Annotated in this window: 22 protein-coding genes; 11 read left to right on the forward strand and 11 right to left on the reverse strand. The window is 62.5% G+C overall.

The genetic code is table 11. From position 1 onward, the window contains the following. Nucleotides 1-324: 324 nt before the first annotated feature. On the reverse strand, nt 325-759 hold the full coding sequence (locus tag QMO82_RS01165; protein WP_183610499.1) for a hypothetical protein: 435 nt from the start codon (nt 757-759) through the stop codon (nt 325-327). 268 nt (nt 760-1,027) lie between these two features. Then, the gene (locus tag QMO82_RS01170; RefSeq protein ID WP_246718421.1) at nt 1,028-1,450 is read right to left on the reverse strand and encodes a tautomerase family protein; all 423 of its coding nucleotides are present in this window, start codon (nt 1,448-1,450) and stop codon (nt 1,028-1,030) included. A gap of 287 nt (nt 1,451-1,737) precedes the next feature. On the opposite strand from QMO82_RS01170, the gene QMO82_RS01175 reads away from it, so the two are divergent. Genes QMO82_RS01175 through QMO82_RS01210 form a run of 8 tightly spaced genes read left to right on the forward strand, consistent with a single transcriptional unit; the run spans nt 1,738 to nt 10,137 of the window. Then, entirely contained in the window at nt 1,738-3,366 is a 1,629-nt protein-coding gene (locus QMO82_RS01175) for a TIGR04028 family ABC transporter substrate-binding protein (protein ID WP_183610500.1), read from the forward strand. 58 nt (nt 3,367-3,424) lie between these two features. Further along, nucleotides 3,425-4,369, forward strand: coding sequence for an ABC transporter permease (locus tag QMO82_RS01180; RefSeq protein ID WP_183610501.1), 945 nt, complete (start codon nt 3,425-3,427; stop codon nt 4,367-4,369). Then, nucleotides 4,366-5,247, forward strand: a complete 882-nt coding sequence (locus tag QMO82_RS01185; RefSeq protein ID WP_183610502.1) for an ABC transporter permease — start codon at nt 4,366-4,368, stop codon at nt 5,245-5,247. Before QMO82_RS01180 ends, QMO82_RS01185 begins: the two co-directional genes overlap by 4 nt. Continuing rightward, nucleotides 5,244-6,893: an ABC transporter ATP-binding protein gene (locus tag QMO82_RS01190; RefSeq protein WP_183610503.1), complete on the forward strand. Its 1,650-nt coding sequence runs from the start codon at nt 5,244-5,246 to the stop codon at nt 6,891-6,893. The genes QMO82_RS01185 and QMO82_RS01190 overlap by 4 nt, the downstream gene beginning before the upstream one ends. After that, nucleotides 6,890-7,927, forward strand: a complete 1,038-nt coding sequence (locus QMO82_RS01195) for a putative FMN-dependent luciferase-like monooxygenase (protein ID WP_183610504.1) — start codon at nt 6,890-6,892, stop codon at nt 7,925-7,927. Before QMO82_RS01190 ends, QMO82_RS01195 begins: the two co-directional genes overlap by 4 nt. Nucleotides 7,928-7,954: 27 nt before the next feature. Continuing rightward, on the forward strand, nt 7,955-8,554 hold the full coding sequence (locus QMO82_RS01200; RefSeq protein WP_183610505.1) for a CMD domain protein: 600 nt from the start codon (nt 7,955-7,957) through the stop codon (nt 8,552-8,554). A gap of 12 nt (nt 8,555-8,566) precedes the next feature. Beyond that, a complete protein-coding gene (locus QMO82_RS01205; RefSeq protein WP_183610506.1) occupies nt 8,567-9,169 on the forward strand; it encodes an alkylhydroperoxidase domain protein in 603 nt (200 codons plus the stop codon). Continuing rightward, complete coding sequence (locus QMO82_RS01210; RefSeq protein WP_183610507.1) at nt 9,166-10,137, forward strand: VOC family protein; 972 nt, start codon at nt 9,166-9,168, stop codon at nt 10,135-10,137. The genes QMO82_RS01205 and QMO82_RS01210 overlap by 4 nt, the downstream gene beginning before the upstream one ends. 52 nt (nt 10,138-10,189) lie before the next feature. Here the strand turns inward: QMO82_RS01210 and lpdA are convergent, their stop codons facing one another. The 7 genes from lpdA to QMO82_RS01245 all read right to left on the reverse strand — a co-directional run bounded on the left by lpdA (nt 10,190) and on the right by QMO82_RS01245 (nt 18,268). Beyond that, on the reverse strand, nt 10,190-11,587 hold the full coding sequence (gene lpdA, locus QMO82_RS01215) for a dihydrolipoyl dehydrogenase (protein ID WP_183610508.1): 1,398 nt from the start codon (nt 11,585-11,587) through the stop codon (nt 10,190-10,192). Between the two features lie 5 nt (nt 11,588-11,592). Further along, the gene (locus QMO82_RS01220; protein WP_183610509.1) at nt 11,593-12,834 is read right to left on the reverse strand and encodes a dihydrolipoamide acetyltransferase family protein; all 1,242 of its coding nucleotides are present in this window, start codon (nt 12,832-12,834) and stop codon (nt 11,593-11,595) included. Nucleotides 12,835-12,837: 3 nt separating this feature from the next. Next, nucleotides 12,838-13,851 carry an alpha-ketoacid dehydrogenase subunit beta gene (locus QMO82_RS01225; RefSeq protein WP_183610510.1) on the reverse strand — a complete coding sequence of 338 codons (1,014 nt, stop codon included), beginning with the start codon at nt 13,849-13,851 and terminating at the stop codon, nt 12,838-12,840. 1 nt (nt 13,852) lies between these two features. Continuing rightward, entirely contained in the window at nt 13,853-15,085 is a 1,233-nt protein-coding gene (locus QMO82_RS01230; protein WP_183610511.1) for a 3-methyl-2-oxobutanoate dehydrogenase (2-methylpropanoyl-transferring) subunit alpha, read from the reverse strand. Nucleotides 15,086-15,147: 62 nt separating this feature from the next. Continuing rightward, complete coding sequence (locus tag QMO82_RS01235; RefSeq protein ID WP_183610512.1) at nt 15,148-16,275, reverse strand: acyl-CoA dehydrogenase family protein; 1,128 nt, start codon at nt 16,273-16,275, stop codon at nt 15,148-15,150. Nucleotides 16,276-16,288: 13 nt separating this feature from the next. Further along, nucleotides 16,289-17,476 carry an acetyl-CoA C-acyltransferase gene (locus QMO82_RS01240; protein ID WP_183610513.1) on the reverse strand — a complete coding sequence of 396 codons (1,188 nt, stop codon included), beginning with the start codon at nt 17,474-17,476 and terminating at the stop codon, nt 16,289-16,291. 24 nt (nt 17,477-17,500) lie between these two features. Beyond that, nucleotides 17,501-18,268, reverse strand: a complete 768-nt coding sequence (locus QMO82_RS01245) for a 3-hydroxyacyl-CoA dehydrogenase (RefSeq protein WP_183610514.1) — start codon at nt 18,266-18,268, stop codon at nt 17,501-17,503. Nucleotides 18,269-18,398: 130 nt separating this feature from the next. Here QMO82_RS01245 and QMO82_RS01250 point away from each other — a divergent pair, with 130 nt between their 5' ends. Next, a complete protein-coding gene (locus QMO82_RS01250; RefSeq protein WP_246718422.1) occupies nt 18,399-19,424 on the forward strand; it encodes an AraC family transcriptional regulator in 1,026 nt (341 codons plus the stop codon). Here QMO82_RS01250 and QMO82_RS01255 read toward each other — a convergent pair. Beyond that, a complete protein-coding gene (locus tag QMO82_RS01255; RefSeq protein WP_183610515.1) occupies nt 19,408-19,827 on the reverse strand; it encodes a hypothetical protein in 420 nt (139 codons plus the stop codon). The two genes, QMO82_RS01250 and QMO82_RS01255, sit on opposite strands and share 17 nt — an antisense overlap. Beyond that, entirely contained in the window at nt 19,817-20,077 is a 261-nt protein-coding gene (locus tag QMO82_RS01260) for a type II toxin-antitoxin system Phd/YefM family antitoxin (protein ID WP_183610574.1), read from the reverse strand. The genes QMO82_RS01255 and QMO82_RS01260 overlap by 11 nt, the downstream gene beginning before the upstream one ends. Nucleotides 20,078-20,244: 167 nt before the next feature. On the opposite strand from QMO82_RS01260, the gene QMO82_RS01265 reads away from it, so the two are divergent. Both QMO82_RS01265 and QMO82_RS01270 read left to right on the forward strand, forming a co-directional pair. Next, nucleotides 20,245-21,390, forward strand: coding sequence for an acyl-CoA dehydrogenase family protein (locus tag QMO82_RS01265; protein ID WP_183610516.1), 1,146 nt, complete (start codon nt 20,245-20,247; stop codon nt 21,388-21,390). Continuing rightward, entirely contained in the window at nt 21,387-22,997 is a 1,611-nt protein-coding gene (locus QMO82_RS01270; RefSeq protein ID WP_183610517.1) for a carboxyl transferase domain-containing protein, read from the forward strand. Before QMO82_RS01265 ends, QMO82_RS01270 begins: the two co-directional genes overlap by 4 nt. Nucleotides 22,998-23,004 lie beyond the last annotated feature (7 nt).

A 23,004-nucleotide genomic window follows, 5' to 3' on the forward strand; every position in this document is an offset into this window, starting at 1 on the left:
TCCCGGTGTTTTGAAGATGCGACAAGCGGATGAGAACTCGCATTCGCCAGTTGTTCGTGGGAAAGGTTGGCGCAGCGAGACAGCCACAACAAAGCGCCCACGGGCCTGATGACCCAGGCGCTGCATCGAGGCCCATGTTCACCATCCGGCAGGTGCGGGTGTCGGCCCAATATCGGGCACGCTTTTGTCTTACAGGGAAATCGGCGGCAACAGAGACCAAGCAAGCTCGCCGTTCATGAACGGAACCGCTTCCTCCGATGCCGTTGTCTTGCCTGCACCCCCGCGGAGTGCGACAAGCCGATTGACCCTGTCTATAGCCTGCAATCAGCCAAAGAACGCACGCAGCCGAGAAAAAAAGCCGCTTGGCTTGCGATCTGCCAACGCTCGCAAGCGGCGAGCGACCACTGCTGCGCTGACATGTTCACCAAAACGGCAGAAGCAGACAACATCATGCAGTTGATGGTCGCTCAGCTCGAAGAACCGTTTGGCTTCTCCATAGCTGTCGTTTTCCATTCCCGCCGCCCGCAGGACTGGATCAGCGAATGCAACAGAGATCGGACTGTCGTCGCCCCGCATCGCCATCCGCTCTGTTATCGGCTGGTATTCGGTTTCGTGAAGCGTCCTAAGAAATTGCCTGGGACTGCGTTCGAGAATTTCAGCCCACCGTTCAAGCCGCTCGCGCCGCGTTATTTCAAGGTGTGCGTAGGTCGGGCTGACCTTTGCGATGGTTTTCAACTGCTCAATTGCATGCTGTTCCATTTCGGCCTCCTATCTTCAGAAAAATAGATGGTCCGCTCCCAATAACAGCTTCACTCAGGAAGCAAGCCGTGTCCAATCACGATTGGGAACAGCAGCGACTGCTGTTCGTCTATTGCTTACCCAACTGTGTTTTATGCTGCAAATCGGCCAATTGTTGCTCAACGGCGGCAGGAAAGACCTCTGCAGAACATTGGCCGGCATTGGAACCGTGCGACGACGCACATTTGTAGAAGACCGACGGAAAACGTCTGCCGATGACGCCGCAGCGTCAGACATCTATCTTATATCCGAGATTGATTTCGCTTGCAGGTAAACCCCGCAAACCCCAATTTTCCGGTGGAACCTCGACAAGAATGGTTTTGATGTCACGCGCAGGCACGTCAAAAGCCGAGAGTTCGCCCGCGAGTGCAGCATATAACCGCCGCTTGGCATCGAGGGAGCGTCCCGAAAACAGCGTTATCTCGATGACCGTGTACGATGGTCCCCTTCCTTTAGGAACGATCATCGCATCGTGTTCGTATTCCAGGAGCCGTATACAGCGATCATCTTCGGGAAGTTTCAGGCCGATGAGCAAGGCACGCTGGACCGCCTCAATAACGTCCAAACGGCGAGTTCCGATCCAGCCGCGCCTGGTTTCTATTCGAGTAGCAGGCATCCGGTCGTTCTCCCCAAATTTTGGCGTGTCATCCATGCTGGCCGTGTTTTCGACGGGCCTTTCGCAAAGGTGCCCATGCAACTGGCTATTGTCTACAAAATTGTAGATTAAAAGAAGCCGTCTTCCTGCCCGAAGCAGGAAAGCTGTTTCCCCGCGGGCGGGACACACCCCCCGCGGAGAGATGTTTTTGCGATTTCTTTTGGACGTGGAGACGCTTGTTTCGCAGGAACGCCATAAAATAGAATACTAAATCGATAGCTTTTATTGCCCAATTTGCGCGAAGCTGTACCCTTTACGAGCTCCTTCAACACTCGGAAAATCCAATGACCCTTCAGCAGAAATTTTTCGGCACCATCGTCGCGCTGGCTGCGGCCGTCAGCCTGCCTGCCAGCCTTGTGGCAGCCGACACGCCCGTGAAAGGCGGCACGCTGATCTATCTTGAACAGCAAGCCCATACCAATTTGTATCCACCGGCGGGCGGCTTCTATCCCAACGGCGGTATTCTGAACCAGATCACCGACAAGCTTACCTATCAGAATCCGAAAACCCTGGAAATCGAGCCCTGGATTGCCGAGTCCTGGACAGTGAATGCGGACGCGACGGAATATACGTTCAAGATCAGATCCGGCGTCACTTTCTCCGACGGCACGCCGCTGGACGCCAATGCGGTGGCCAAGAACTTCGACACATTCGGGCTCGGCAACAAGGCCTTGAAGCAGCCGGTCTCCGAAGTCGTCAACAATTACGACCGCAGCGAGGTCATCGATCCGCTGACCGTGAAGTTCTACTTCAAGAAGCCATCGCCCGGCTTCCTGCAGGGCACATCCGTCATCGGCTCCGGTCTCGTTTCGCCGAAGACGCTGGAACTGCCGTTCGAGCAATTGGGTGACGCCACCAAGATCATCGGTTCCGGTCCCTTCGTCGTCAAGGCCGAGACCTTGGGCAAGTCGCTCGATCTCACGGCCCGCGAGGACTACAATTGGGGTCCGAAGAAACTTTCCCATCAGGGCCGCTCCTATCTCGACGGCATCCAGTACATCATCACCGGCGAAGACAGCGTCCGCATCGGCGCGCTGGTTGCCGGCCAAGCGGATTTCATCCGCCAGATCCAGGCCTATGATGAAGCACAGGTGGAGACCCAGAGCTTCCAGATCTATGCGCCGAGCACACGCGGAGTGAACAACTCCGTCGTCTTCCGTCCGGACAATCCGCTCGTCGCCGATGTTCGTGTCCGCAAGGCCCTGGCGCTCGCCACCAACCGCCAGGAAATCGTCTCCACGCTCTTTTCCAAGCACTATCCGCCGGCGACATCGATCATCGCCTCGACCGCCATTGGCTATGTCGACCAGTCCGACAAGCTCGCCTTCGACCTCGACAAGGCCAAGGCGCTGCTGGACGAGGCCGGCTTCAAGCCGGGAGCCGACGGCATCCGCGAAAAGGACGGTCAGAAACTGATCCTGACCGCCTATGAATCCCTGCCGCAGCCGCAGAATCGCGCCACCCTTCAGCTCGTTGCCCAGCAATGGGGCAAGGTCGGCGTCAAGCTCGATGTTCTTGCCGGCGATTCCGGCAGCCGCACGGTTGATGATCTCGACCCGCTGAAGACGCCGGTCTCGCCGGCCATGGTCGGCCGCGCCGATCCGGATGTCATCAAGAGCCAGTACTATCCGAAGAACCGCGACGTGCTGCGCCAGAAGGGCGGCGGCAGCGACAAGATCAAATCCTTCGTCGACGACAAGCTGAACGGCATCCTCGACGAGATCGCCTCGCAGCCGGACAAAGAAAAACGCCTGAAGGCCGTCGCCCAGGCACAGGCCTATGTTCTCGACCAAGCCTACGCCATCCCGATTTTCGAGGAGCCCCAGGCATTCGCAGGAGCGCCTTACGTCAAGGGCGTCGCTTTCGAGGCCGTCGGTCGCCCAAGTTTCTACAGCGTCTGGCTCGATAAATAAGTGCAGTGGATGGCGGAGCCTCCTCCGCCATCCATGCCTATGTTCAGGGAGATCCATGATGACACGATACGTCTTGAGCCGGATCGGACAGGCCTTGCTGGTGCTGTGGGCGGCTTTCACGCTGTCCTTCATCCTCCTGCAGGCGATGCCGGGCGATGCGGTGCTGATCAAATTCCTCAACCCGGAATACGGGCTGAGCCCCGAACAGATCCGGCAGATCCGCGAGGCCTATGCCGTCGATTCCACCGTCTTCGTGCAGTATTTCCAGACGCTCGTGAATTTCCTGAAGGGTGATTTCGGCTATTCCATTCAAGCCGGCGTGCCGGTTTCGGCGCAACTTGCAGCCAATCTGCCGGCGACGCTGAAGCTCGCCACGCTCGGCTTCGCGGCGGCGGTGGCGCTTGCCCTGCTCATCGCCTTTCTCTCCTCGCTTTCCCCCTTCGCCTGGCTGCGCAACCTCATCCAGTCGCTGCCCTCGCTCTTCATCTCCATTCCGGTTTTCTGGCTCGGCATCATGCTGATCCAGATCTTCTCCTTCCGGTTAAAGCTGGTCTCGGTCATCAATCCAGGTCCCTGGGAGAGCCTTGTGCTTCCGGTCGTCACGCTCGCGGTTCCGATCGCCGCGCCTCTGGCGCAGATCCTCATCCGCAACATCGATGAAATCCGGACACGCCCCTTCGTTTCCGTCGCCGTGGCCAAGGGTGCGACGCAGGCCCGCGTCCTGGTGCGGCATGTGGCCCGCAACGCGATGCTGCCGGCACTGACCATCGCCGGCGTGCTGTTCGGCGAGCTTCTCGCAGGCGCAATCGTCACAGAAACCGTTTTCGGCCTTAACGGCATCGGCGGGCTGACGGAGAAGGCCGTGGGCAACCAGGATATATCGGTGCTTCAGGCGATCGTCGTGATTTCCGCCGCCGCCTTCGTCACCATCAATCTCATCGTCGATCTTGCCTATCCGCTTCTCGACCCGCGTCTGAGAGCAGGAAACGGAGCCAAGTCATGACCATCGTTGAAATTCTTTCCACCCTTGACGGGTCGAAGGCCTCCTCCAAAACGGCGAAGCGCCACGGGATCGTCTTCCGCCTGAAGCGTCTGCCGATTGGCCTGGTGCTCGCTTGGATCGTCATCGCTACCGTGCTGCTCTGGGCGGCCGCTCCCGGCCTGTTCACAGCTTACGACCCGCTGCAGGGCGTACCGGGCGGTCAGTTGAAGGCGCCGTCCGCATTGCATCTGCTCGGCACGGATTCGCTCGGCCGCGACCTCTATGCTCGTATCGTCCACGGGGCGATCCATTCGCTTTCCGGCGCGATTGCCGCCGTGGGCGTCGGTCTTGTCGCCGGCACGGCGCTCGGCCTGATCGCCGGCTCGGTCAGTGGGCGCACCGACGCCGTCATCATGCGTTTCGTGGATGTGCTGCTCTCCATCCCGACGCTCCTGCTCTCTCTCAGCATCATCATTCTGCTCGGCTTCGGCACGGTGAATGCCGCGATCGCCGTCGGCGCCACAGCGGTTGCCGGTTTCGCCCGGCTGATGCGGTCGGAAGTGGTGCGCGTGCGCCGTGCCGAATTCGTCGAGGCCGCCTTCGGCAGCGGGGGCACGTTCTGGCGCGTGCTGTGGCGGCACATCCTGCCCAATTCCCTCACTTCCATCATCGGCTATACGGCCGTGCAGTTCGGCTGGGCCATCCTGCAGCTTTCCACACTGGGTTTTCTCGGCTACGGCGCCCCGCCGCCCACGCCGGAATGGGGCCTTCTCATTGCCGAAGGCCGCAACTATCTCGCCACGGCCTGGTGGCTGACGGCCGCGCCCGGTCTCGTCGTCGTTGCCGTCGTGCTGTCGGCCAACCGCATCAGCCAGTCGATCGGAAGGACCAGCCAATGAGTGAAAACATTTCTCCCGTCCTCGATCTCCGCGACCTGAAAATCTCCTACGGCAACGACAATGGGCGAACCCGCGTCGTTCATGACGTTTCCTTCTCCGTTGCCGCCGGAGAGGTCGTGGCCCTCGTTGGTGAAAGCGGCTCGGGCAAGACTTCAACGGCCCAGGCCGTAATTGGACTGCTTTCCGGCAATGGCCGCATCGACGGCGGTTCGATCCGCCTCAACGGCGAGGAGATCTCACGTTGGAACGAAAAACGGCTGCGTTCCATTCGTGGCGCCGTCATCAGCCTCATTCCGCAGGACCCGTCGAGTTCGCTCAACCCCGTGGTGACCATTGGTGCGCAGGTGAGGGAAATCCTCGAAATTCACGGCCGTCTCAGCCGCGCAGAGGCGGACCGACGCGTCATCGAGCTATTGACCCATGTCGGCCTTTCGCAACCGGAACTGCGGGCGAAGCAATATCCGCACGAACTCTCCGGCGGGATGAAGCAGCGCGTGCTGATCGCCATCGCCATAGCCCTGAAGCCGGCGCTCATCATCGCGGATGAACCGACCTCGGCGCTCGACGTCACGGTGCAGCGACGCATCCTCGACCTGATCGACGACCTGCGCCGCGAATATGGCACATCCGTCCTGCTCGTGACGCACGATCTCGGCGTTGCCGCCGACCGCTCCGATCGGCTGGTGGTTCTCCAGGACGGCCGCATCCAGGAACAAGGCCCCACGGCGGATGTGCTCGCCGCCCCGAAGAGCGCCTATACACGAAAACTCCTCGGCGATGCGCCATCGCTTGCCGCCGCTGCAATCCGCCCCCTCCTGGAGGGCGAGCGGCAGGACATCGTCACCGTCGATAAGCTGACGCTGGAGTTCCCACTGCCGGGCGGCAGCCGTTTCCGCGCCGTCGACGACGTGTCTTTCAAGGTACCGCGCGGCACGACCCATGCCATCGTCGGCGAGTCCGGCTCAGGAAAGACGACGACGATCCGCGCCATCGCCGGTTTCCAGAAGCCCACCGACGGCGTCATCCGTGTCGGCGATTTCGATCTCGCCACCTTGACATCCGCCACTCTGCGCCAGTTCCGCCGCAAGGTGCAGCTGGTCTACCAGAATCCGTGGGGATCGCTCGATCCCAGGCAGACGATCTTCTCCATCATTGAGGAACCATTGCTCAACTTCGATCCGCTGCCGAAGGAGGAACGGGCCGCTCGTGTGCGTGCGATCGTCGAGCGCGTGGGCCTCCCGTCCCCGATACTGACCCGGCGGCCGCATGCGCTGTCCGGCGGCCAGCGCCAGCGCGTGGCCATCGCCCGGGCGCTGGTGCTCGAACCACAAGTGGTCGTGCTCGACGAAGCGGTCTCCGCCCTCGACGTCACGGTTCAAGCCCAGATTCTTGCCCTTCTCGGTGAGCTGCAGCGCGACCTCGGGCTCACCTACATCTTTGTTTCTCACGATCTTGCCGTGGTCCGCCAGATCGCCGACACCGTGTCGGTGCTGCACAATGGCCGCCAGGTGGATTACGGCCCCGTCGCGCAGGTCTTCACCAATCCCGCCAGCGGCTACACGCGTGAACTGATCGATGCCATTCCCGGAGCCAAGTTCCCGCATCACGTTCATCAGCACTTGCAAGCAGCGGGACTGACATCATGACCGAACAGACGACAGCAAAACGGCTGGGCTTTTTTACCCGCCTCCTTGATGACGTGGAGGCCGGCGAAAGATACCGGCTTGCGGAGGAGCAAATCATCCACGCAGAGGCCAATGGCTTCGACAGCGCCTGGATCGCACAACATCACTTCCATGCGGATGAAGGCGGCCTCCCCTCGCCTGCAGTCTTCCTCGCCCATGTGGCGGCCCGCACGTCGACAATCCGGCTCGGCACCGGGGTGATCACGCTGCCGATGGAAAATCCACTGCGCGTGGCGGAAGACACAGCCGTAACGGACCTTCTCTCCGGCGGACGCCTCGAAGTCGGCTTCGGCACGGGCGGCACGCGGGAATCCTTCGAAGCCTTCGGCATTCCGGCAGACAAGCGCAGCGAGGTCTACGGCAAATATCTCGGCATCGTCCGCAGGGCCTGGGCGGGTGAGGATATCGGTGCCGGCAACCGGCTTTATCCCAGCGCCCCTCACCTGCTCGACCGTATCTGGCTCGCGACCTTTTCGGCCGTCGGCGCGAAACTTGCCGGCGAAACCGGCGACGGCCTGATGCTGTCGCGCACGCAGCCGCGTCCGGCCGACAATCCGCACGCGAGGCTGGACGATATCCAGAACCCGATCATCGACGCCTATCTCGCGGCCCTGCCGAAAGATCGCGCTCCCCGCATTTTCGGATCCCGCAGCCTGTTCGTCGCCGACGACCGGAAACAGGCGTTGAAGCTTGCGGAAGCCGGGCTCTCCCGCGTCGCGGACCGCTTCGCCGCGGCCGGCCACCGTATTCCCGGCAATAGCGTGCAGGACCTCATCAAGGCGCTCGACAGCCATGTCGGCACGCCGGACGATGTTATCGCTTCGCTGAGGGCGGACACGGCGCTTGCGCGCGCGACCGACATTGTTTTCCAGGTCCATTCCATCGATCCGCCGCCGGAATATACCCTGCGCTCCATCGAGCTGATCGCTTCGGAAGTCGCCTCCGCGCTCGGCTGGCGCCGCAGTGGCAATTCCAAGCGCATCGCAGCCGAATAACACTCCTCCTAAAGAAAGCCGATACGCATGACAGACAATATTCCCGATATCATCGACAATCTGGCGGGTATAGAGCCGGGATCGAAGGGGGCCGCCCTGCGCGCCCGGCGTCCAGTGACGAAGGAAGGAGCGCAGGCAAGCTGGCGCGCGCTCCTTGCCCCTTCCGATACGAGCCAATTCTCGCTCTTAGAACGCTTCGCCGTCGCCACTTTCGTCGCTGCACTGCACGGCGAGTCGGAGATCGCCTCCTTCTATGCCGCCAAGCTCGCAGGCGAGGAAACCGGCGCGGCCCTGCCGGCAGCCGTGAAGACAGCAGCGGCCGAAGGCGCAGGCACCGGCCCCTACGGCCACTATCCCGCAGGGCCGCTTTCCAGCGAGGATCGGGACGGTCCGGTCTTCACCGTTCAGGCAACGGAAAAGGCAGTGCTCGGACCCCGGCTTTCCGCCGCACTGGAACACGCCCATCTTCTTGTCTTCCACCTGCGCGATGCCGAGCCGCAGGCACTGGACCGGCTGATCAAGGCAGGCTGGAGCACGACCGGCATCGTCACGCTCTCACAGCTCGTCTCCTTCCTTGCCTTCCAGATTCGCGTCGTTTCGGGTCTCAGGGTCCTGAACGCTGCTTAAAGGATAAACGTCATGACCGACACCATCATCGAACCCCAGATCGAAAACGTTCCGAACGTCTTCACGCAGGAGCAGATCGGCTGGACGCCGTGGCTCAAGCCTCTTGCGGAAAGCGAGTTGACAGAACGCCATTACGAGGCCCTGGTGGACAAGGCGCGGGCGAAATCGCCCTACTTTGCCCTTCTCGTCCGCGACCCCGATATTCTCGAAGCCCGCACGAAAACCGACAAGGACATTTTCTATAATGTCGTCGATGGCCTGCCCCGCGCCGACCGCGAGCTGGCAGCCACTGCCGCATCGCGTTACAATGGCTGCATTTTCTGCGCCTCCGTACACTCGCGTTTCGCCTCGCATTATTCGCCGAACAAGTCAGAAGTACAAAAGCTGCTGGACGAGGGCGTCTCCGCCGACCTCGGCGAACGCTGGAACGCCATCGTTGCAGCCTCGGTCGCGCTGACGGCAACGCCGCCGGCCTTCAGCCGGGATCATGCGGAACGCCTTCGCAAGACCGGTCTTTCGGACGACGAGATATATGACGTCGTGCACGGTGCGGCCTTCTTCAACTGGGCAAACCGGCTGATGTTGTCGCTCGGTGAACCGACCCCGGCGGAATGACCTTCGCAAGCCCTGCCGGAGAGGAAGATCCGGCGCCGCTCGACCCCCGCAAGATTCCATCCACCCATCATTTGCACAGCTATCATTTTTCCAAGGAGCCCCTGATGACCCATCCCGTTCTGGGAGTCGATCATACCTATCTGCTTGTCCGCGATCTCGAAGCGAGCGCGGCTCTTTATCGTCGACTCGGATTCACCCTGTCGCCGCGCGGCCTGCACAGCCCGGAAAAAGGCACCGCCAACCATACGATCGTCTTCCGCAACGACTATCTGGAACTCTTGGGTGTCGTACGCGACACAGACGGCAACCGCCAGCAGCGGGAACAGTTGAGAGAACAGGGCGAAGGCTTGCAAGCGATCGCCAATCGCACCAGAAGCGCCGACGAGGCAAAAGGCGCCTTGGCGGCCGTGGGACTTGCGACCGGCGAAGTCAGCGCCTTCTCGCGCCCGCTTCCTCTGCCGGATGGGAGCGATGGCCTTGCAAGCTTTCGCACGCTAAGCTTCGATCCGGCCGGCGTGCCCCTCGGACATTTCTTCCTCTGCCAGCATGAAACCCCCGGAATGGTCTGGCGGCCGGAACTGCAGAAGCATCAGAACGGAGCTATCGCGCTTGGCGAGATCATCGGCATTGTTTCCGATCCAAAAGCAACGGCGGATGTTTACGCGCGTTTTTATGCCCGTGGACGGGTCATTCCGGCCGAGGGCGGCTTCAGGGTGGACACGGGCGAAAACTCCGCATCCTTGCTGTTCCTTGACCGCAAGAATGCCGCGGCTCTGTTTCCCGGCCAAAATCTCGATTTAACGCCGAAAGGCGGCTATGCCGCCTTTCGGCTCGTAGTGGGCGACATCGATACGGCCAAACGTACTCTGACGCAGGGCAACGTGCCATTTTCTGTGACCGAGCGGGGAAGCGCCCTTGTAGGCCCCGAATTCACCAGCGGCGCAATCATCGAATATATCGGTCCATAGCACCACGGTGTGGCGACCCACTTTTTTGGACCGTAGAATCAACGACCTCAACCTAGACATGCAGGGCGCTTCCCAAAGCTTTCAGGGCCGCCTCCATCACCGCTTCGCTGCGCGTGGGATGCGCATGAATGGTGCCGGCGATGTCTTCCAGGCGTGCACCCATCTCGATCGCCAGCGCAAAAGCCGCCGAGAGCTCGGAGACCCCGGCGCCCACCGCCTGCAGGCCGAGCACGAGATTGGTGTCGGCACGGGCTACGACGCGCACGAAGCCTTCTTCGGACAACATCGTCATCGCCCGCCCGTTGGCGCTGAACGGAAACTGGCCGGTGCGAATGTCATAGCCTTGCGCCTTCGCGTCTGCCGGCGACAGGCCGGCGCTGACGATCTCCGGATCGGTGAAGCAGATGGCGGGAATGCATCGCTTGTCCCAGGCCCGTTTCTTCCCGGCGATGATTTCCGCCACCATCTCCCCTTGCGCCATGGCCCGATGGGCAAGCATCGGCTCGCCGGTCACATCGCCGATCGCATAGATGCCGCGCATCGACGTGCGGCAACGATCGTCGATCCTCAGATAAGGGCCGGCACGATCGAGATCGAGCTCTTCGAGACCGGATCCTGCGGTTCTTGGACGGCGGCCGACGGTGACGAGGATGCGGTCCGCCGGCAGGCTCTGCTGCCGGCCATCGGCCGTTTCGACGATCAATGCCTCGCCGTTGTCGGCAAGGCCGATCGCCTTCGCACCGGTCAACACCCGGATACCGCCTTCGGTCAGCTTGCGCATGACGGGCCGTACCAACTCTGCATCATATTGCGGCAGCACCTGTGGCGTCGCCTCGACGATCGTTACATCAGATCCCATCTTGGAAAAGGCGGTCCCGAGTTCCAGTCCGATATAACCGCCACCGACCACGACGAGGTTTTTCGGCAGCTCCGTCAGCGACAGTGCCTCCGTCGAGGAAATGACGCGGCCGCCGAAAGGCAGGTTCGCAAGCTCCACCGGATCCGAACCGGTGGCGATCACCACGGTCTCGGCGCGGATGATCTGCTGGCCAATTTCGGTCTCCACCTCCACCGTCTTGCCGTCGCGGAAGTGGGCTCGGCCGTGGACGATCTTGACCCCTGCCTTCTGCAGCAGCCCCGAAACACCGCCGGTGAGCCGGCCGACGATCCCGTCCTTCCAGGTAATCGTCCTGCCGAGATCGATCGAGGCGCCTTCGACGCGGATGCCCATCGGGTTCTTGCCGGCAAGCATCTTTTGCGTCGCGTCGAATTCCTCGGCCGCATGGATCAGCGCCTTGGAAGGAATGCAGCCGACCGTCAGGCAGGTGCCGCCCGGCTTGCCTGCCTCGACGATGACCGTATCGATGCCGAGCTGCCCGGCGCGAATGGCGCAGACATAACCGCCCGGGCCGGCGCCGATGACGAGGAGCTTGCAGACGATCTCTTTCATGGATCTCAGCTTTCGATAAAAATGAGCGCCGGCGTTTCGAGCAGCGTGCGGATGCGCTGCACGAAGTTTGCCGCATCCCAGCCGTCGATGATGCGATGATCGAAACTGGAGGAGAGGTTCATCATCTTGCGCGGCACGAACTGCGTGCCGTCCCAGACCGGTCGTGTGGCGATCTTGTTGACGCCGACGATCGCCACCTCGGGATGATTGATGATGGGTGTCGAGACGATGCCGCCGAGCGCGCCGAGCGAGCTGATGGTGATGGTGGAGCCGGAAAGCTCATCGCGTGTCGCAGTACCCGAGCGCGCCGCTTCCGCCAGCCGGCTCATCTCGGCGGCACAATCCCAGATGCCGCGTGCTTCCGCATGCCGCACGACAGGCACGGTCAGACCGGCCGGCGTCTGCGTGGCGATACCGATATGCACGGCACTGTAGCGCGTGATGATGCCGGCATCGTCGTCGAAAGTGGCGTTGACGTCGGGCTGCTCGGAAATGGCCTTGACCAGCGCCCGCATCAGGAAGGGCAGAACCGTCAGCTTCGGATGATCAGGCCTGCGATCGCCGTTCATCGTGGCACGCAACTCCTCGACCGCGGACATATCCACTTCCTCCACATAGGTGATGTGGGGGATGCGCGAGGAGGAAAGCACCATCTTCTCGGCGATGCGGCGGCGCAGGCCGGTAAGCTTGATCTCCTCGGTCGCTGTCTTCTTGGCAAAACCGTTCTTGACCGCCGCGGGAGTGGTACCAGGGGTGAGGAATTGCTCGATATCCTCGCGCAGGATACGCCCGGCCGGCCCTGTCCCCTGGACCTGCCTGAGATCGACACCGCTTTCCCTGGCGAAGAGCCGCACGGAGGGAGCGGCAAGCGGCCTTTCCGCCGCCGCCGGCACTGGCGCCGCCGCAGGGGCTGGCGCTGCGGGAGCAGGCTTTGCCATTTCGGCCCTGGTCGTTTCGGCAATCGGCGGCTGCGAAATCCGCACGGGCTGAGCCTCGCCGACATCTCCCGCCGTCTCGATTCGCACCAGCGGGGCCTTCACCGCGATGCGGTCTCCGACTTCGCCGGCAAGCCAGATGACGGTGCCATTGACGGGAGACGGAATTTCCACGGTGGCCTTGTCGGTCATGACGGCAGCGATCACCATGTCCTCGCGGACGGGATCGCCTGTCTTCACGTGCCATTCCACAATCTCGGCCTCGGCGACCCCCTCCCCGACATCGGGCATCTTGATGATGAAATCGCCCATGGCTCAAGCCTCCATGACTTCGGCAAGCGCCCGCCCGACGCGGCCGGGACCGGGGAAATAGTCCCACTCCTGCGCGTGCGGATAGGGCGTATCCCAGCCGGCAACCCGCACGATCGGCGCTTCGAGATGATAGAAGCAATGTTCCTGTACCAGTGCTGCGACCTCGGCGCCGAAGCCGGATGTCAGGGTTGCCTCATGCACGACGACGCAGCGTCCCGTCTTCGAGACCGATTTGACGATCGTATCGAGATCGAGCGGCAGCAGGCTTCTAAGATCGATCACCTCGGCATCGATGCCGACATCATCGGCTGCGGCAAGCGCCACATGCACCATGGTGCCGTAAGCAACCACGGTCACCGCCGAGCCCACACGCCGAACCTCGGCTTTGCCGATCGGGATGGTGTAATGGCCGTCGGGCACCTCTCCGAGGTCATGCTTGGACCAGGGCGTCACCGGCCGCTCGTGGTGGCCGTCGAAGGGGCCGTTATAGAGCCGCTTCGGCTCCAGGAACATGATCGGGTCGGGATCCTCGATCGCCGCGATCAGCAGGCCCTTGGCGTCATAGGGGTTGGACGGCACGATCACCTTCAGCCCGCAGACATGGGTAAAAAGCGCCTCCGGGCTCTGGCTGTGCGTCTGGCCGCCGAAGATGCCGCCGCCTGTGGGCATACGCACGACGATCGGGCAGGTGAAATCGCCGTTGGAACGGTAACGGATGCGCGCCGCCTCCTGCGTCAGCTGATCATAGGCCGGGTACATATAGTCGGCGAACTGGATTTCGACACAGGGCTTCAGCCCATAGGCGGCCATGCCGATCGCCGTACCGACGATGCCGGATTCGCTGATCGGCGTATCGAAGCAGCGCGTCCTGCCGTATTTTGCCTGCAGGCCCTGCGTCGAGCGAAAGACGCCGCCGAAATAACCGACATCCTCGCCGAAAACGACGACATTGTCGTCTCGTGCCATCGACACGTCCATGGCGCTCCGCACGGCCTCGATCATCGTCATTCTGGCCATGTCAGTATCCCGCCTTCTGCCGCTGGCGGCGGATATGCGGCGGCATCTCGGCATAGACGCCCTCGAAAATATCGCGCACCGAAGGCCTGCCGCCGGCATGCAGCGTGCCATGCGCCTCTGCCCGGCGCTGCGCCTCGATCACCTCGTCCATGATTTCGGCTTCGGCCTGCACATGCCGCTCCTCCGACCAAGCGCCCTTGACGATCAGATGTTTCTTCAGCCGCAGCACGGGATCGCCGAGCGGCCAGGCCTCCGATTCCGTCTTGGGCCGATAGGCGCTCGGATCGTCGGAGGTCGAATGCGCGCCGACGCGATAGGTCACATATTCGATCAGCGTCGGGCCGAGATTGCGCCGCGCGCGTTCGGCCGCCCAGCGGGCGACGGCATGGACGGCGAGATAGTCGTTTCCGTCGACACGCAACGCCGGAATGCCGAAGCCAAGGCCGCGGGCAGCGAAGGTGCCGGAACCGCCGCGGGCGATGCCCTGAAAAGTGGAGATCGCCCACTGATTGTTGACGATGTTGAGAATGACCGGCGCCTTGTAGGTCGAGGCAAAAACGAGCGCCGAGTGGAAATCCGATTCCGCCGTCGATCCGTCACCGATCCAGGCCGCGGCAATGCGGCTGTCGTTCTTGATCGCCGAGGCCATCGCCCAGCCGACGGCCTGCACATATTGAGTGGCGAGATTGCCCGAGATGGTGAAGAAGCCGTGTTCCTTGGAGGAATACATGATCGGCAATTGCCGGCCGCGTAAGGGGTCGCTCTCGTTCGAGTAGATCTGGTTCATCATCTCGACCATCGGATAGTTGTCGGCAATCAAAAGGCCTGCCTGGCGATAGGTCGGGAAATTCATGTCTCCCTTCTCGAGCGCCTTGCGGAAGGCACAGCTGACGGCCTCTTCGCCGAGATGCTGCATATAGAAGGAGGTCTTGCCCTGACGCTGTGCCATCAGCATGCGGGCATCGAAGGCGCGCAGCTTCATCATGTTGCGAAGCCCGGTCAGCAACTCCTCATCGGAGAGCGACCCGGCCCAAGGACCGACCGCCTCGCCGTCGCGGTTCAAAACGCGGATGATCGAATAGGCGAGATCACGAATGTCTTCCGACGCGACATCCACCTCCGGCCGCGGCACCGAGCCGGCCTTGGCAATCTTGACATTGGAAAAATCAGGCTGGCCGCCGGGGCGGACGGCGGGTTCGGGGACGTGCAGGCTCAAACGAGCGGAATCCACCATGTTTTTTCTTTCCTCCCTTTGCCGGCCGTGACCCCTCCCCGGAAGCAGAGCCGGATGTCATTCTATAGATTGCGGGCGATCACCATGCGTTGCACGTCGCTCGTTCCCTCATAGATCTGGCAGATGCGCACATCGCGGTAGATGCGCTCGACCGGATAATCGGCCATGTAGCCATAACCGCCATGGATCTGGATCGCGTCGGAGCAGACGCGCTCGGCCATCTCCGAGGCAAACAGCTTCGCCATCGAGGCTTCCGACAGGCAGGGAAGCTCCGCCTCCCTGAGGGAAGCCGCGTGAAAGACGAGCTGGCGCGCCGCCTCGATCCGCACCGCCATATCGGCAAGGCGGAAGGCCACGGCCTGATGTTCGAAAATCGGCTTGCCGAAGGCCGTACGCTCCTTGGCGTAGTCACGCGCCGCCTCGAAGGCCGCCCGCGCCATGCCGACCGCCTGCGCGGCAATGCCGATCCGTCCGCCCTCGAGATTGGCGAGCGCGATACGGTAGCCTTCGCCTTCCGCACCTAGCCTCAAATCCGCGGGAATGCGCATGCTGTTGAAGGCGATCTGGCAGGTATCGGTGGAATGCAGTCCGAGCTTTTCCTCGACGCGGATCACCTCGTAGCCTGGTGTGTCCGTCGGTACGATGAAGGCGGTAATGCCCTTTTTGCCGACATCGGGATCGGTGGCGGCGAAGACGATGATGACATTGCCGTTCTTTCCCGAGGTGATGAACTGCTTGGCGCCGTCGAGCACGTAGTCGTCGCCGTCGCGCCGGGCCCGGGTCTTCAGGTTCGAGGCATCGGAACCGGCCTGCGGCTCGGTCAGTGCAAAGCCGCCAATCCATTCGCCGCCGGCAAGCTTCGGCAGGAAGCGCTGCCGCTGCTCCTCGGTGCCGAATTTCAGGATCGGCACGCAGCCGACGGAACTATGCACGCTCATGATCGTCGAACAGGGGCCGTCGCCCGCGGCAATTTCCTCAAGTGCGGCGGCATAGGCGACCACACCCGTATCCGAGCCGCCATAGGCTTCCGGCACCAGCATGCCGAGCAGGCCTAGTTCGCCCATCTCCTTCAGCTCTTCGCGCGGAAAGAGATGTTCCCGGTCGCGTTTAGCCGCTCCCGGCGCCAGCCGGTCGCGGGCAAAGTCGCGGGCGAGATCTGAGATCTGCTGCTGGAGGTCGGAAAGGATCATCTGTTCTCTCCTCCTATTGCCGTTCGATGGCGACGGCAGTCGCCTCGCCGCCACCGATGCAGAGGGCGGCCATGCCGCGCTGGAGACCGTAGCGCTCGAGCGCCGCAAGCAGCGTTACCAGAATCCGGGCTCCCGAAGCGCCGATCGGATGGCCGAGCGCGCAGGCGCCGCCATGCACATTGACCTTCTCATGCGGCAGGTCGAGATCGCGCATCGCCGCCATGGCGACGACGGCAAAGGCCTCGTTGATTTCGAAAAGATCGACATCCGAGAGTGCCAAGCCGGTGCGATCGGACAGTTTCTGCAACGCGCCGATCGGTGCGGTGGCGAAAAGATTGGGTGCCTGTGAATGCGTGGCATGGCCAAGGATGGTGGCAAGCGGCTTGAGGCCGCGATGCTCCGCCTCGGAGCGGCGCATCAGCACCAGGGCTGCCGCGCCATCGGAAATTGAGCTGGAATTGGCGGCCGTCACCGTGCCGCCGTCACGGAAGGCGGGCTTCAGTGTCGGGATCTTGTCAAGCTTCGCCTTGCCCGGCTGTTCGTCGCGGCTCGCCACCTGCTCTGATTTGCCCGATTTCACCGTGACCGGCACGATCTCGCTTTCGAACCAGCCTTCGGCCATCGCCTTCTGCGCCCGCGTCAGCGAGGCGATGGCGTAGGCATCCTGCGCCTCGCGTGTGAACTGATAGGCCTCGGCGCAATCCTCCGCGAAGCTGCCCATCAAGCGCCCCTTGTCATAAGCATCCTCCAGCCCGTCGAGGAACATGTGATCCACGACACGCCCATGGCCAAGCCTGTAACCGCCACGGGCCTTGTCAAGGAGATAGGGCGCATTCGTCATGCTTTCCATGCCACCTGCAACCGCCACAGAAGCGCTACCGGCGGCGATCAGGTCATGCGCGATCATCGCGGCCTTCATGCCCGAGCCGCACATCTTGTTGACGGTGCTCGCTGCGGTGGCGAAAGGCAGACCGGCATGGATCGCCGCCTGGCGCGCCGGCGCCTGCCCCTGCCCCGCCGGCAGCACGCAGCCAAAGACGACCTCCTCGATCGCCTCAGCCTCGACGCGGCTGCGCTGGAGTGCGGCCCGGATCGCCGTTGCTCCCAGCTCCGGGGCAGTGGCGTCCTTCAGCTCGCCCTGAAAGCTGCCGATCGGGGTGCGCGCTGCACCGACGATGACGATGGGATCCTGCGATGTCATGTTCTCCTCCTTCGGGCAAAGCGCTCATCGCGCGCCCATCCGCAATGCGCCGTCAAGGCGGATGACCTCGCCGTTCAGCATGTTGTTTTCCAAGATATGGCGCACGAGCCCGGCAAATTCCGCCGGCCGGCCGAGCCGCGGTGGAAAGGGCACGCTCTTGCCGAGTGCTGCCTGAACCTCGGCCGGCATATCAGCCATCATCGGCGTCTCGAAAATGCCGGGCGCGATCGCGACGACGCGAATGCCGTGGCGGGCAAGCTCGCGCGCGATCGGCAGGGTCATTGCCGCCACCCCACCCTTGGAGGCGGCATAGGCCGCCTGGCCGATCTGGCCGTCAAAGGCGGCGACCGAGGCCGTATTGATGATCACGCCGCGTTCGCCTTCGGCATCCGGCTCGGTCTTCTCGATCGCCGCGGCGGCAAGCCGGATCATGTTGAACGTGCCGATGAGGTTGATCCCGACCGTGCGGGCAAAACTTTCGAGCCGGTGCGGCCCGTCGCGGCCGATCACCTTTTCGGCCGGTGCGACGCCCGCGCAGTTCACCAAGCCGCGCAAGTCCCCGAAGGCTTCGAGGGCTGCAGCGACCACCGCGGCTCCTTCCTCGCCATCCGTCACGTCGGCCTTGACGAAACGGGCGTCGCTGCCGAATTCCCGGACGATTTCCTGACCGGCTTCCGCGTTGAGATCGGCGATCGTCACCCGCCCGCCGGCTTCCACGATCATACGCGCCGTTGCCGCTCCGAGGCCGGAGCCGCCGCCGGTTACGATGAAACTTGCACTTGGGATCAGCATAAATGTTCCTCCCTGCCGGCCGCGCCCTCCTCCAAGCGCAACCGACGGGTAGGATTCTATTCGCTCCACCTATTGCAAGCGATGACAGAACTGCTCCATTATTTCGGCCAGTTTTGCCATAGAGAGTGCGATGGCCGAAATCGAGCGACGGATGATTGCGCCGGCCTTTGTCGAGGAAGCCCTCGACAGCCTGCGGCGGCTGGATAAGCCGACAGAGCCTGTTCTTGCGCGCGCGGGGCTGCTGCCGCGGGTCGACCAGCCAGTGTCGGCCGAGACCTATGGTGCGCTCTGGCTGGCCATCGCCGCCGAGCTCGACGACGAATTCTTCGGCATGGGCGGCCGGCCGATGCGCAGCGGCAGCTTCACGCTGCTCTGCCACTCTGTGCTGCATGCGCCGACGCTGGGTCATGCGCTTCGCCGGGCACTGCGCTTCCTCGACGTCGTGCTCGACGATCCCAGGGGACAGCTCGTCATCCGCGACGGCCTGGCCGAGGTCGAGCTCCGGGATGCAGGCGGCCCGCGTTCGGCCTTCGCCTACCGCACCTACTGGATCATCCTGCACGGCATCATCTGCTGGCTGGTCGGCCGGCGCATTCCGATCCGGCTCGTCGATTTCCGTTGCGCCGAGCCCAAACAAGGCGCCGACTACCGGCTTTTCTTCGGTGCTCCGGTGCGTTTCTCGCAAACCATCAGCCGGCTGGGCTTTGACAGCACCCTGCTCGACTTGCCGATTTCACGCAGCGAACAGGCGCTCAAACAGTTCCTGCGTAGTGCGCCCGCCAATATCCTGGTGCGTTATCGCTATGATGCCGGCATCGCCGCCGCCGTTCGCCGGCGCTTGAACCAGGCAACGCCTGCCATGTGGCGGAGTTTTGCCGAGCTTGCCGCCGATATGCGCATGCCGCCCTCCACGCTCCGCCACCGCCTGCACGACGAGGGACAAAGCTATGCCGCCATCAAGGACGATATCCGCCGGGATCTCGCCGTCGAACTGCTGCTGGGCACACCGAAAACCATCGGCGAGATCGCGGTGCAGCTCGGCTATTCCGAACCAAGCGCCTTCTTCCGGGCCTTCCGCAAATGGATCGGCAAGAGCCCTGAGGCCTTTCGGCGGGATGGAACGGAAAATCGAGAGGATGTCAGTCGAATCGATTGACTCGTTCCGACTGGCCCCGCGCTTTCGCGAACATGGCGGCAATCTTCATCACGAAGGACTTGCTGAAGCGACCAAGAACCTCCTGATGAGGCTCGATGTACCAGGAACGCTCGACGATATCGTAATTGTATTCGTCGACGACGATCCAACTCTGTTTGAGATCACCGAGACCGGCGCGCCGGCGTTCGATATCGGGAATTTCCAGCGCAACCCTTTCCGGCGGTGGTGGTTGCGTGGTGATTGCCAGAAGGGCGAGATGCGTATTTCCATCGCTCGCACTGCGGATCGCGATGACGACACAGACCGGGCGCTGTTTGCGCCCCTCGGCCTCACCACGCTGCTGCTGCCATGCCCAGAGATAGGGATAGTTTATCACCTCGCCAGGACGAAACTCATGGTTCATCGTCGTAGCTTTCCCCGCGCGCCAGTCGCTCAATTGCCTCGCCGAACAATTCGGCATGCTCATCCGGCATCTCCGAAATGTGATGCGCACGACGCGGGTCCCTGCCGCTGCGCATCCGCTGATAGTGCTCATAGCTCATCAGCACGAAACGGGGCTTGTTATGGCGGGTGAGAATAACCGGCTCGCGGCTGGCGACATCGGTGACATCACCAATCTGTTTATTGAGATCACCTGTCGTGAACTGTCGCATCAATATCGTCTCCGGTTTAATTTCCATATATTCTATATTTTCCATCTTTTCAAGAAAATGGCGTTCACGCGTTCTCGACAAGAATTCGCATGGCTCTCCCCAGTATCATTCAAGGGCACTTTGACCCCGCCGCAACCCGCGCTACATATTTCAGCGGGAGGAGTGCCATGTTTGATTTTTCGCTCGGCGAAACCGCGGACGCGATCCGTGAAGCGACGGCGCGGTTTGCCGCCGACGCTATTGCTCCGCTCGCCGCGGAGATCGATGACAGCAATACGTTTCCACGCCAGCTCTGGCCTGAGATGGGCGCGCTCGGCCTGCATGGGATCACCGTCGAGGAAGAATTCGGCGGCACGGGTCTCGGTTATCTCGAGCATGTCGTTGCCATGGAAGAGGTCTCGCGCGCCTCGGCCTCCGTCGGCCTCAGCTATGGCGCCCATTCCAATCTCTGCGTCAACCAGATCCGCCGCTGGGCATCAGCCGAGCAGAAGCGCCGCTATCTCCCGAAGCTGATCTCCGGCGAGCATGTCGGCTCGCTCGCCATGTCGGAGGCCGGCGCCGGTTCCGATGTCGTTTCCATGCGGTTACGCGCCGAGAAAAAGGGCGACCGCTATCTTCTGAACGGCACCAAGTTCTGGATCACCAACGCGCCGCATGCCGACGTGCTTGTTGTCTATACCAAGACCGATCCCGCAGCCGGCCCGAAAGGCATTTCCGCCTTCATCATCGAAAAGGGGCTGCCCGGCTTCAGCGTCTCCAAGAAACTCTCCAAGCTCGGCATGCGCGGCAGCGACACGGCCGAACTGGTCTTCGAGGATTGTGCGGTGCCCGCCGAGGCGCTGATGGGCCGGGAGGGAGAAGGTGTGAAGATCCTGATGTCCGGCCTCGATTACGAGCGCGCCGTGCTTGCCGCCGGACCGCTCGGCATCATGCAGGCCTGCCTCGACGTTGTGCTGCCCTATGTTCGCGATCGCAAGCAGTTCGGCAAAGCGATCGGCGATTTCCAGCTGATGCAGGGCAAGATCGCCGATATGTATGTGGCGCTGAATTCGGCGCGCGCCTATGTCTATTCCGTCGCCCGCGCCTGCGATGCCGGCCGCGCGACGCGCACGGATGCAGCTGCTGCGATACTCTTTGCCAGCGAGAATGCCGTAAAGGTCTCGCTGGAAGCGATCCAGGCGCTCGGCGGCGCCGGCTATACCAAGGAATGGCCGGTCGAACGCTTCCTGCGCGACGCCAAGCTCTACGATATTGGCGCCGGCACCAATGAGATCCGCCGCTATCTGATCGGCCGGGAGCTCATCGCATCATGACGGTGATTTCAACTGCGATCGATCGCGACAGCGAGACCTTCAAGGCCAATGCCAGCAAGAACAAGGCGCTTATCGACGAGCTCTATGAGCGCTCGGTAAAGGCCCGCGACGGCGGTTCGCAGGCTGCGCGGGAGCGTCATACCGGCAAGGGCAAGCTGCTGCCGCGCGATCGTATTCAGCTTCTGCTCGATGCGGGCAGCCCCTTCCTGGAGATCGGCACGCTGGCGGCCAACGGCATGTATGATGATGAGGCGCCGGGCGCCGGCATCATCACTGGCATCGGCCGCGTTTGCGGCCGCGAGGTGATGATCCTCACCAATGATGCGACGGTAAAGGGCGGCGCCTATTACCCCGTGACGGTGAAGAAACATCTGCGGGCGCAGGAGATCGCCCTGCAGAACCGACTGCCATGCCTCTATCTCGTCGATAGCGGCGGCGCCAATCTTCCGCATCAGGCCGAAGTCTTTCCCGACCGCGACCATTTCGGCGCGATCTTCTACAACCAGGCCCAGATGTCGGCCGAAGGAATCCCGCAGATCGCCTGCGTCATGGGAAGCTGCACCGCCGGCGGCGCCTATGTGCCCGCCATGTCCGACGAAACGGTCATCGTGCGCAATCAGGGCACGATCTTCCTCGCCGGCCCGCCGCTCGTCAAAGCCGCGACCGGCGAGATCATTTCGGCCGAAGAGCTTGGCGGCGCCGAGACCCATGGCCGCCGCTCCGGCGTCGTCGATCATGTCGCCGAAAATGATGAACATGCGCTGCTGCTCGTTCGCGATATCGTGAGCACCCTCAACAGCGTCAAATCAGTCGATATCGACATCCAGGCACCGCGGCCGCCGAAACTCGATCCGGAAGATCTCCGCGGCATAATCCCCGAGGACGTGCGCTCGCCCTATGACGTGCGCGAGGTCATCGGCCGGATCGTCGATGGTTCGGAACTGCATGAGTTCAAGCCGCTCTACGGCACCACGCTGGTCTGCGGCTTCGCCCGCATCTGGGGCATGCCCGTCGCCGTCATCGCCAATAACGGCGTCCTCTTCTCTGAAAGTGCGCTGAAGGGCGCGCATTTCATCGAGCTCGCCTGCCAGCGCCGCGTGCCCTTGCTCTTTCTGCAGAATATTTCCGGCTTCATGGTCGGCGGCCGATACGAGGCCGGAGGCATCGCCAAGGATGGAGCAAAGCTGGTGACGGCGGTCGCGACCGCGACCGTGCCGAAGGTCACCGTCATCATCGGCGGTAGCTTCGGCGCCGGCAATTACGGCATGTGCGGCCGCGCCTATCGCCCGCGTTTCCTCTTCACCTGGCCGAACAGCCGCATCAGCGTCATGGGCGGCGAACAGGCAGCCTCGGTGCTCGCCACCATCCGCCGAGACTCCATGGAGGCGCGCGGTGAGAATTGGCCTATTGAAGAGGAGGAGGCCTTTAAGGCGCCGATCCGCGCCGGCTACGAGGCCGAGGGCAACCCCTATTATGCCACCGCCCGCCTCTGGGACGACGGCATCATCCATCCCAGCCAGACGCGGGATGTGCTGGGCCTTGCCTTTTCCGCCTGCCTGAACGCGCCGATCCCGAAAGGGCCGCGCTTCGGCCTGTTCAGGATGTGAGGCGCCG

Origin of the sequence: Rhizobium sp. BT04, assembly GCF_030053135.1 — a bacterium.
GTDB classification, from domain to species: Bacteria; Pseudomonadota; Alphaproteobacteria; order Rhizobiales; family Rhizobiaceae; genus Rhizobium; species Rhizobium binxianense.

Coding starts and splice junctions, on each gene's coding strand:
- QMO82_RS01175 (WP_183610500.1), top strand. CDS start 1,738: ATGACCCTTCAGCAGAAATTTTTCGGCACCATCGTCGCGCTGGCTGCG.
- QMO82_RS01200 (WP_183610505.1), top strand. CDS start 7,955: ATGACAGACAATATTCCCGATATCATCGACAATCTGGCGGGTATAGAG.
- QMO82_RS01190 (WP_183610503.1), top strand. CDS start 5,244: ATGAGTGAAAACATTTCTCCCGTCCTCGATCTCCGCGACCTGAAAATC.
- QMO82_RS01245 (WP_183610514.1), bottom strand. CDS start 18,268: ATGCTGATCCCAAGTGCAAGTTTCATCGTAACCGGCGGCGGCTCCGGC.
- QMO82_RS01205 (WP_183610506.1), top strand. CDS start 8,567: ATGACCGACACCATCATCGAACCCCAGATCGAAAACGTTCCGAACGTC.
- QMO82_RS01180 (WP_183610501.1), top strand. CDS start 3,425: ATGACACGATACGTCTTGAGCCGGATCGGACAGGCCTTGCTGGTGCTG.
- QMO82_RS01255 (WP_183610515.1), bottom strand. CDS start 19,827: ATGAACCATGAGTTTCGTCCTGGCGAGGTGATAAACTATCCCTATCTC.
- QMO82_RS01225 (WP_183610510.1), bottom strand. CDS start 13,851: ATGGCCAGAATGACGATGATCGAGGCCGTGCGGAGCGCCATGGACGTG.
- QMO82_RS01270 (WP_183610517.1), top strand. CDS start 21,387: ATGACGGTGATTTCAACTGCGATCGATCGCGACAGCGAGACCTTCAAG.
- QMO82_RS01265 (WP_183610516.1), top strand. CDS start 20,245: ATGTTTGATTTTTCGCTCGGCGAAACCGCGGACGCGATCCGTGAAGCG.
- QMO82_RS01235 (WP_183610512.1), bottom strand. CDS start 16,275: ATGATCCTTTCCGACCTCCAGCAGCAGATCTCAGATCTCGCCCGCGAC.
- QMO82_RS01185 (WP_183610502.1), top strand. CDS start 4,366: ATGACCATCGTTGAAATTCTTTCCACCCTTGACGGGTCGAAGGCCTCC.
- QMO82_RS01165 (WP_183610499.1), bottom strand. CDS start 759: ATGGAACAGCATGCAATTGAGCAGTTGAAAACCATCGCAAAGGTCAGC.
- QMO82_RS01260 (WP_183610574.1), bottom strand. CDS start 20,077: ATGCGACAGTTCACGACAGGTGATCTCAATAAACAGATTGGTGATGTC.
- QMO82_RS01230 (WP_183610511.1), bottom strand. CDS start 15,085: ATGGTGGATTCCGCTCGTTTGAGCCTGCACGTCCCCGAACCCGCCGTC.
- lpdA (WP_183610508.1), bottom strand. CDS start 11,587: ATGAAAGAGATCGTCTGCAAGCTCCTCGTCATCGGCGCCGGCCCGGGC.
- QMO82_RS01240 (WP_183610513.1), bottom strand. CDS start 17,476: ATGACATCGCAGGATCCCATCGTCATCGTCGGTGCAGCGCGCACCCCG.
- QMO82_RS01220 (WP_183610509.1), bottom strand. CDS start 12,834: ATGGGCGATTTCATCATCAAGATGCCCGATGTCGGGGAGGGGGTCGCC.
- QMO82_RS01250 (WP_246718422.1), top strand. CDS start 18,399: ATGGCCGAAATCGAGCGACGGATGATTGCGCCGGCCTTTGTCGAGGAA.
- QMO82_RS01170 (WP_246718421.1), bottom strand. CDS start 1,450: ATGGATGACACGCCAAAATTTGGGGAGAACGACCGGATGCCTGCTACT.
- QMO82_RS01210 (WP_183610507.1), top strand. CDS start 9,166: ATGACCTTCGCAAGCCCTGCCGGAGAGGAAGATCCGGCGCCGCTCGAC.
- QMO82_RS01195 (WP_183610504.1), top strand. CDS start 6,890: ATGACCGAACAGACGACAGCAAAACGGCTGGGCTTTTTTACCCGCCTC.